The 6107-nt window shown below is 62.4% G+C and carries 6 protein-coding genes and 1 pseudogene; 3 read left to right on the forward strand and 4 right to left on the reverse strand.

Annotated features, from left to right (window positions below; genetic code table 11):
• The first annotated feature begins 237 nt into the window (after positions 1-237).
• Both MUW49_RS15630 and MUW49_RS15635 read left to right on the forward strand, forming a co-directional pair.
• Positions 238-1053 carry a response regulator gene (locus MUW49_RS15630; RefSeq protein WP_254052380.1) on the forward strand — a complete coding sequence of 272 codons (816 nt, stop codon included), beginning with the start codon at positions 238-240 and terminating at the stop codon, positions 1051-1053.
• The gene (locus tag MUW49_RS15635) at positions 950-1255 is read left to right on the forward strand and encodes an HD domain-containing phosphohydrolase (RefSeq protein WP_258040117.1); all 306 of its coding nucleotides are present in this window, start codon (positions 950-952) and stop codon (positions 1253-1255) included. The genes MUW49_RS15630 and MUW49_RS15635 overlap by 104 nt, the downstream gene beginning before the upstream one ends.
• Here MUW49_RS15635 and MUW49_RS15640 read toward each other — a convergent pair.
• The 4 genes from MUW49_RS15640 to MUW49_RS15655 all read right to left on the reverse strand — a co-directional run bounded on the left by MUW49_RS15640 (position 1231) and on the right by MUW49_RS15655 (position 5566).
• Positions 1231-1875 (reverse strand): MBL fold metallo-hydrolase, encoded by a 645-nt coding sequence (locus MUW49_RS15640; protein WP_052815082.1) that lies wholly within the window; start codon positions 1873-1875, stop codon positions 1231-1233. The two genes, MUW49_RS15635 and MUW49_RS15640, sit on opposite strands and share 25 nt — an antisense overlap.
• Entirely contained in the window at positions 1869-2999 is a 1131-nt protein-coding gene (gene mnmH, locus MUW49_RS15645) for a tRNA 2-selenouridine(34) synthase MnmH (protein ID WP_052815083.1), read from the reverse strand. Before mnmH ends, MUW49_RS15640 begins: the two co-directional genes overlap by 7 nt.
• Positions 2996-4033, reverse strand: a complete 1038-nt coding sequence (gene selD / locus MUW49_RS15650; protein ID WP_052815084.1) for a selenide, water dikinase SelD — start codon at positions 4031-4033, stop codon at positions 2996-2998. Before selD ends, mnmH begins: the two co-directional genes overlap by 4 nt.
• 348 nt (positions 4034-4381) lie before the next feature.
• The gene (locus MUW49_RS15655; RefSeq protein WP_052815085.1) at positions 4382-5566 is read right to left on the reverse strand and encodes an acyltransferase; all 1185 of its coding nucleotides are present in this window, start codon (positions 5564-5566) and stop codon (positions 4382-4384) included.
• Between the two features lie 259 nt (positions 5567-5825).
• On the opposite strand from MUW49_RS15655, the pseudogene MUW49_RS22105 reads away from it, so the two are divergent.
• Positions 5826-6107, forward strand: a pseudogene (locus MUW49_RS22105) (hypothetical protein); the annotation flags it as partial.

Consider the following 6107-nt stretch of genomic DNA (forward strand, 5'->3'; position numbering starts at 1 on the left):
GTTGTGGTCGTGGCAGAGGTGGTAGGATAGGCATCAACTCAGTCCTTTGGGTGTGGCTTGTTTTGTTTAGCGACTAATCAGATCGCACAAACTGGACTGAGTTCCCTTCCTCCGGTGATCTACTATTCGGAACAGCTATTTAGTGAGCGAGATAAGCGCAGCCCTGGAGCTGTTCGATATCCCGTTCGCCACCCGCAAGCTGGAGGATTATCTGGAGGATCGGGAGGAACCTGCGCCATGAGTCGACCGCGCGTGCTGATCATCGACGACGAGCCGAGCAACCTCGGGTTGCTGCGGCAAATCCTCAAGGAGGAATACAACCTCTTCTTTGCCAAAGGGGGAGAGGAGGGGTTGGCCGCCGTGGGGCGTCACGAACCGGCACTTATCATGCTGGACGTGCGCATGCCCGACATGGATGGTTACGAAGTGTGCCGCCGGCTCAAGGCCGATCCGGCTCACGCCGGGATCCCGGTGCTCTTTATCACCGCGAGCGACAACGCAGACAGCGAGAGCCAGGGGTTCGAGGCGGGCGGAGTGGATTATATCTACAAGCCGGTCTGTCCGAGCACGGTGCGTGCCCGGGTGCGCAATCATCTCTCCCTGGTGCGCCTCGATCAGCTCGAGTGCAGCTATCGCACCGCCATCGTCATGCTGAGCGAGGCGGGCCACTACAACGACACCGACACCGGGGTGCATATCTGGCGCATGGCCGCTTACGCCCGGGCCCTGGCTGATGCGGCGGGCTGGAGCCCGGAGCAGTCGGATCTGCTGGGGCTGGCAGCCCCCATGCACGACATGGGCAAGATTGGTATCCCTGACCACATCCTCAAGAAGCCCGGTCCCCTCACCGAGGAGGAGTGGATCATCATGCGAAGTCACCCGCGCATCGGTTACGAGATCCTGAGGCGATCCGATGCCCCCCATCTTTCGCATGGCGGCGGAGATTGCCCTGCACCACCACGAGAAATGGGACGGCTCCGGCTATCCCGCCGGCGAGACCGGCGAGGGGATCCCCGAGGCGTCGCGGATCGTGGCCATCGCCGACGTCTTTGACGCCCTGAGCGTACGTCGCCCCTACAAAGAGCCCTGGCCCCTGGACCGGGTGCTGGCCACCATGCGCGATGGCTCCGGCCAGCACTTCGATCCCCGGCTGCTCTCCCGTTTTCTCGAGATCATGCCGGAGATCTTGCGCCTCAAGGCGCAATGGGATGCCCGCGAGGAGCGGGGGGATTACCAGATGGGCTGTGTCAGATAGGGATTGCTGGCCCGTTCGTGACCAAAGGTGGAGCTCGGGCCATGGCCCGGAATAAAGACGATCTCATCCCCGAGCGGCAGCAGGGTCTCGGTGATCGACTTGATCAGCGCCCCGTGATCCCCGCGCGGGAAATCGGTGCGGCCTATGCTGCCGGCAAAGAGCACATCTCCCACCCAGGCGAGGCGTTCTGCCTGGCAGAGCAGCACGATGTGGCCCGGAGTGTGGCCCGGGCAGAAATAGACATCCAGCTCGCACCGGCCCAGCTGCACCTTGTCACCCAGTGCAAGCCAGCGATCGGGGGTGAAGGCTGGTGTGTGGGAGAAGCCGAACATCTGACTCTGCTGGGGCAGCATGTCGAGCCAGAAGGCATCCTCCTTGTGGGGGCCGGTAATGGCGACACCGGTTCTCTCGCGCAGCTCGGCGGCGGCGCCCACATGATCCAGATGGCCGTGGGTCAGCAGGATATGGGTGAGGGTCAGCCCCCGTTTGGCTATGGCGGCCAGCAGCTTGTCCGCCTCGCCGCCGGGATCGACGAGGGCAGCCTGGCGGGTCTCGTCACACCAGATAAGAGAACAATTCTGGGCGAACTGGGTGACCGGGATCACCTCGAACTTCAACATGTGGGACTCTCCTGAGGGGTCTGAAGGGGGGAGCGTTTGGCGAAGAAGGCGAGGCAGGCCTCCTTGGCACCACGAAACAGGATCCGCTCGCGCTTGTTGTCCAGCTGATAGCGGTACATGGGGTCATAGTAGCGAGTCAGCAGCAGTCTGATCCAGACCAGATGGGCGCGGGTGTCCCCGCTCTGGGCCTGTTCCCTGAGGGCGGCCTGCAACAGCCCATCGAGTTCGCGATAATCCTTGTCACCGAGTCGGCGCTTGAGCCTGGCCATGGCGTCGGTGAGGTAGCCGGCAAACAGCGGCCAGCCTGCATCTGGCCCATGGAACTCCAGATAGCGCAGCCAGAGATCCTGCACGTAATCGGTGCGGATCTGCTCGGCCCGTGCCTCCTGCGGCACCTCCACCACCACCAGGGGAGCCCGGCACATGGCCTCATAAAGGTTGAGTGGCAGGGCGCAGCGACCGATGAGACGGCTCTCGTCTTCCAGTACAAACTGTGACTCTCCCCGGTTGCGACGCTGAAGCAGCTCGATGGCAAGCCGATTTTCGAAGTCGATGTTGCCGGGTTGCCCACCCGGCAGTTGGCCAAACGACGACCCCCTGTGACGGGCGTGCCCTTCCAGATCCACCGCCTGGGTGATGTGCGCCAGCATGTGGGTCTTGCCGGAGCCGGTCATGCCGGTCAGCACGGTCCAGTCGCACTCTGCACTGGCCTTCGCCTGGGTGTCGATGAGAAAGTGGCGCAGCGCCTTGTAGCCGCCCGCGACCCGGGGGCGGGTGATGCCGGCCTCGGCCAGCCACTGCTGCACTGTCTGGGAGCGCAGGCCGCCGCGAAAACAGTAGAGCAGGGCGTCGGGTTGCTGGCGCAACCTGGCCAGCCAGCCTTCCATGCGCGCGTCGCGCACCGCGCCTCCCACCAGTTGATGGCCCAGGGCGATGGCTGCGGCCTGACCCTCCTGCTTGTAACAGGTACCGACCCGGGCACGCTCCTCGTCCGTCATCAGCGGCAGGCTGACGGCGGTGGGAAAGGCCCCTTCCTTGAACTCGACGGGGGCGCGCAGATCGATGAGTGGAACCTCATCCAGAAAGATCCGGGCGTAATCCGTGGCCAGTGGCAGGGTACTCATTGGACAACCTCGATGAACTGGTTGCCGGTGCGGGCCTGCAACTGGCCGATGGGAGAGAGGGTCAGCCCTGCCTGTGCGGCAATGGCAAGGAGCTCGGCTTCACTTTCTTTACCGACGGCTACCAGCAGGCCGCCGCTGGTCTGCGGGTCGCACAGGATGCTGCGGGTGCGATCATCCATGGCGCCCAGCTTGTCACCATAGGAGTCGAAGTTGCGCAGGGTACCGCCTGGTACGCAGCCCTCACTCAGGTAGTAATCCACCTCGTCCAGCAGCGGCAGCGCCTTGAAGTCCAGACGGGCACTGACGCCGGAACCTTCGCACATCTCCAGCAGGTGGCCTGCCAGTCCAAAACCGGTCACGTCGGTCATGGCGTGCACGCCGGGTAAGGCGGCGAAGCGCTGGCCAATCTTGTTGAGGGTACACATGGCATCCGGGGCCAGTTGCTCATGCTCGGGCTTGAGCTTGCCCTTCTTCTGGGCGGTGGTGAGGATGCCGATGCCAAGGGGTTTGGTAAGATAGAGCACATCACCCACCTGGGCGGTGTCATTCTGCTTGATGGCGTCGAGTGGCACGATACCGGTCACTGCGAGGCCGAAGATGGGCTCGGGGGCGTCGATGCTGTGACCGCCTGCCAGAGAAATGCCCGCCTCGTGACACACCTGGCGACCCCCGTCGATCACCTGCTGGGCCACTTCAGGTGCGAGTATGTTGACGGGCCAGCCGAGGATGGCTATGGCGACGATGGGTTTGCCGCCCATGGCGTAGATGTCGCTGATGGCGTTGGTGGCGGCGATGCGACCGAAGGTGAAGGGATCGTCGACGATGGGCATGAAGAAGTCGGTGGTAGAGACGATGCCCTGGCCGTTGCCGATGTCGACCACGGCGGCATCATCCTTGCTGCTGTTGCCGACCACCAGGGTGGGGTCGTCAAAGCCCGGGATCTGGCTCTTCAAGATGGTGTCGAGCACCTTGGGGGAGATTTTGCAGCCACAGCCAGCGCCGTGGCTGTATTGGGTCAGACGAATGGAAGACATGCTTTCCCCTTGTGTGGGCAGACTTGTGTGTGCCAATAACTGCTGCGGCGCCGTCAAATGTGCGCGCAAAAATAGGGTGGCCCTGGCGGCCTGTGAACACAGTGATGTCAGGCTGCCAGGCAGGGCGGGAGGAGGGCAAGGATGCGCCGGCGAAGCCCCGCCGAGGACCACAGGACGGGCCATTATGCCACAGACGGCCCTCTTGATTCGAACTGTAATTCACACAAAGCGCAGGGGATTGTCGGGTTCAAAAAGAGCCGTACTCTTCGCCTTGCTCAGGCTAGTCCCACTTTGAGCCGCCCCGACGGCGTGCCGGTCTTGCATCGGGGCAGCATGTGGCGACGGAAACTAGCCAGCTTGCTCCATCACTGGTTGGGGAGCCTTGCCTAGCCGGCGCAGTCGCCGTTGCAGCGGCCGCTCCAGCAGGGTGTAGCTCAGCGCCGAGAGCCCGATCAGCACGGCGAGCATCAACAGGGTGGCCAGCACCCCCAGCAAGGGGTTGGTCTGGGCGTACCACCACGCGGTGAGCCCCGGCGCCAGAGAGTGGACAAGCTCGCAGCCGGTGAGCAACACCAGGGCGTGGAGCAGGTAGATGGAGTAGGAGAGATCCCCCAGCCAGTTGGTGAAGCGGTTGTCCAGGAGGCGCAGCAGCGGGCTCTGGCGATCGCCCTGGCAGGCGGCAATCCAGATCAGCAACACGTAGGCGCTGATCAGCAGCAGGGTCAGCTGCGGCGTCATGGTGAACTGCATCAGCGCGAAGGGGAGCAAAAAGGTGAGCAGCAGCGGCAGATCCCGCTGCATCATGGGCCACTGGCGGGCAGCCTTCACCTTGGGCAGCAGCCAGAGGCCGAGCACGAATTCACTCACCCCGCGCCCGATGGCCAGCGCTCCGCTGGTGACATCCAGGGTACCCCGGCTGTGCACGATAAAGGCCAGCACCGTCAGGGCCAGCAAAGGGGCGAGGTTGCTCCAGCGGCTGCGGGTGACGGCGAGGGAAATGAGCAGTGGAAACAGCAGATAGCTAATCCACTCCACGCTGAGCGACCAGGCGGCGAAGTTCCAGGTCAATCCGTGATCGGTCACCACCTGCAGCAGCAACAGGCTGCTTGGCAGCGCCTCGGCCGGGGTAAAGGGTGAGCCGAACGGAGGCATTCCTTCCCACTCCCACATCTTGAACAGGGGACCGGCGTAGAAGCCAATCCCGTGGTGGGCCTTGTAGAGCTCCCAGCCTACCAGCAGCAGCAGGGTCACTAGGTAGAGGGGATACACCCGGGTGAGCCGCAGCCAGAGGAAGCGACCATAACTCACGGTGTGGGGCGAGCGGGTGAAAGCCTCCCCGTAGACGTGGGCCAGCACCAGCCCGCTCAAAATAAAGAAGAGATCGACCCAGAGGTAGCCGTTCTCGATGAGTTGGGTGTGGCCGGCGATCGACTCCATCCACTGGGGAAAGAGCAGCAAGCGGGCGTGGAACAGCACCACCATCAGGGCAGCGATGTCCCGCAGCGGCGTCAACAGCGGCAATGATTGATTCATGACGGGATCCTTGATGATGTTCAGCTTGGCCTGACATCAATTTTTGTTGTGGTGCCGCTCATCAACCCTGATGAGTCGGCTGCCCCGGCTTGGCGGCCACAGGCGGGATCACCCTACCTAAAAGAGAGTCATACGAGTGTGATTGCCGTCATGAATGGGCGTTTATCATCCTAAAACCAGCATGGGATAGGGACGCATCGAAAATAGAGAGGGGATCTAGACTAGGGAAGTCATCCCTCTGAGCGTCAGGAACATCCCCATGAAACTCTATGCCCACCCCTTTTCTTCCTACAGCCAGAAAGTGCTGATCGCTCTCTACGAGAATACCACCCTGTTCGAGTACCGGAATCTCGAAGAGCCGGAGGCGAGCGCCGAACTTGCCGCCCTCTGGCCACTCATACCAATCAGATTAAAGATGTGATCTAATTGCTCTATTCTGGTTTCACTGTACTCAGTATGTCCGATCCAATCGATTTCTTGGCCCTCGCCAAGGCAGAAACCAACGCCAGGAAACGCATGCGATTCCTGGCGTTAGCACACT

Source organism: Aeromonas sp. LsrichE-8G, from assembly GCF_022869435.1.
Classification (GTDB): Bacteria; Pseudomonadota; Gammaproteobacteria; order Enterobacterales; family Aeromonadaceae; genus Aeromonas; species Aeromonas caviae.

Bases quoted from the DNA above. Each gene is read 5' to 3' on its own strand.
- MUW49_RS15630 (WP_254052380.1), top strand. From the start codon at position 238: ATGAGTCGACCGCGCGTGCTGATCATCGACGACGAGCCGAGCAACCTC.
- MUW49_RS15640 (WP_052815082.1), bottom strand. From the start codon at position 1,875: ATGTTGAAGTTCGAGGTGATCCCGGTCACCCAGTTCGCCCAGAATTGT.
- mnmH (WP_052815083.1), bottom strand. From the start codon at position 2,999: ATGAGTACCCTGCCACTGGCCACGGATTACGCCCGGATCTTTCTGGAT.
- selD (WP_052815084.1), bottom strand. From the start codon at position 4,033: ATGTCTTCCATTCGTCTGACCCAATACAGCCACGGCGCTGGCTGTGGC.
- MUW49_RS15655 (WP_052815085.1), bottom strand. From the start codon at position 5,566: ATGAATCAATCATTGCCGCTGTTGACGCCGCTGCGGGACATCGCTGCC.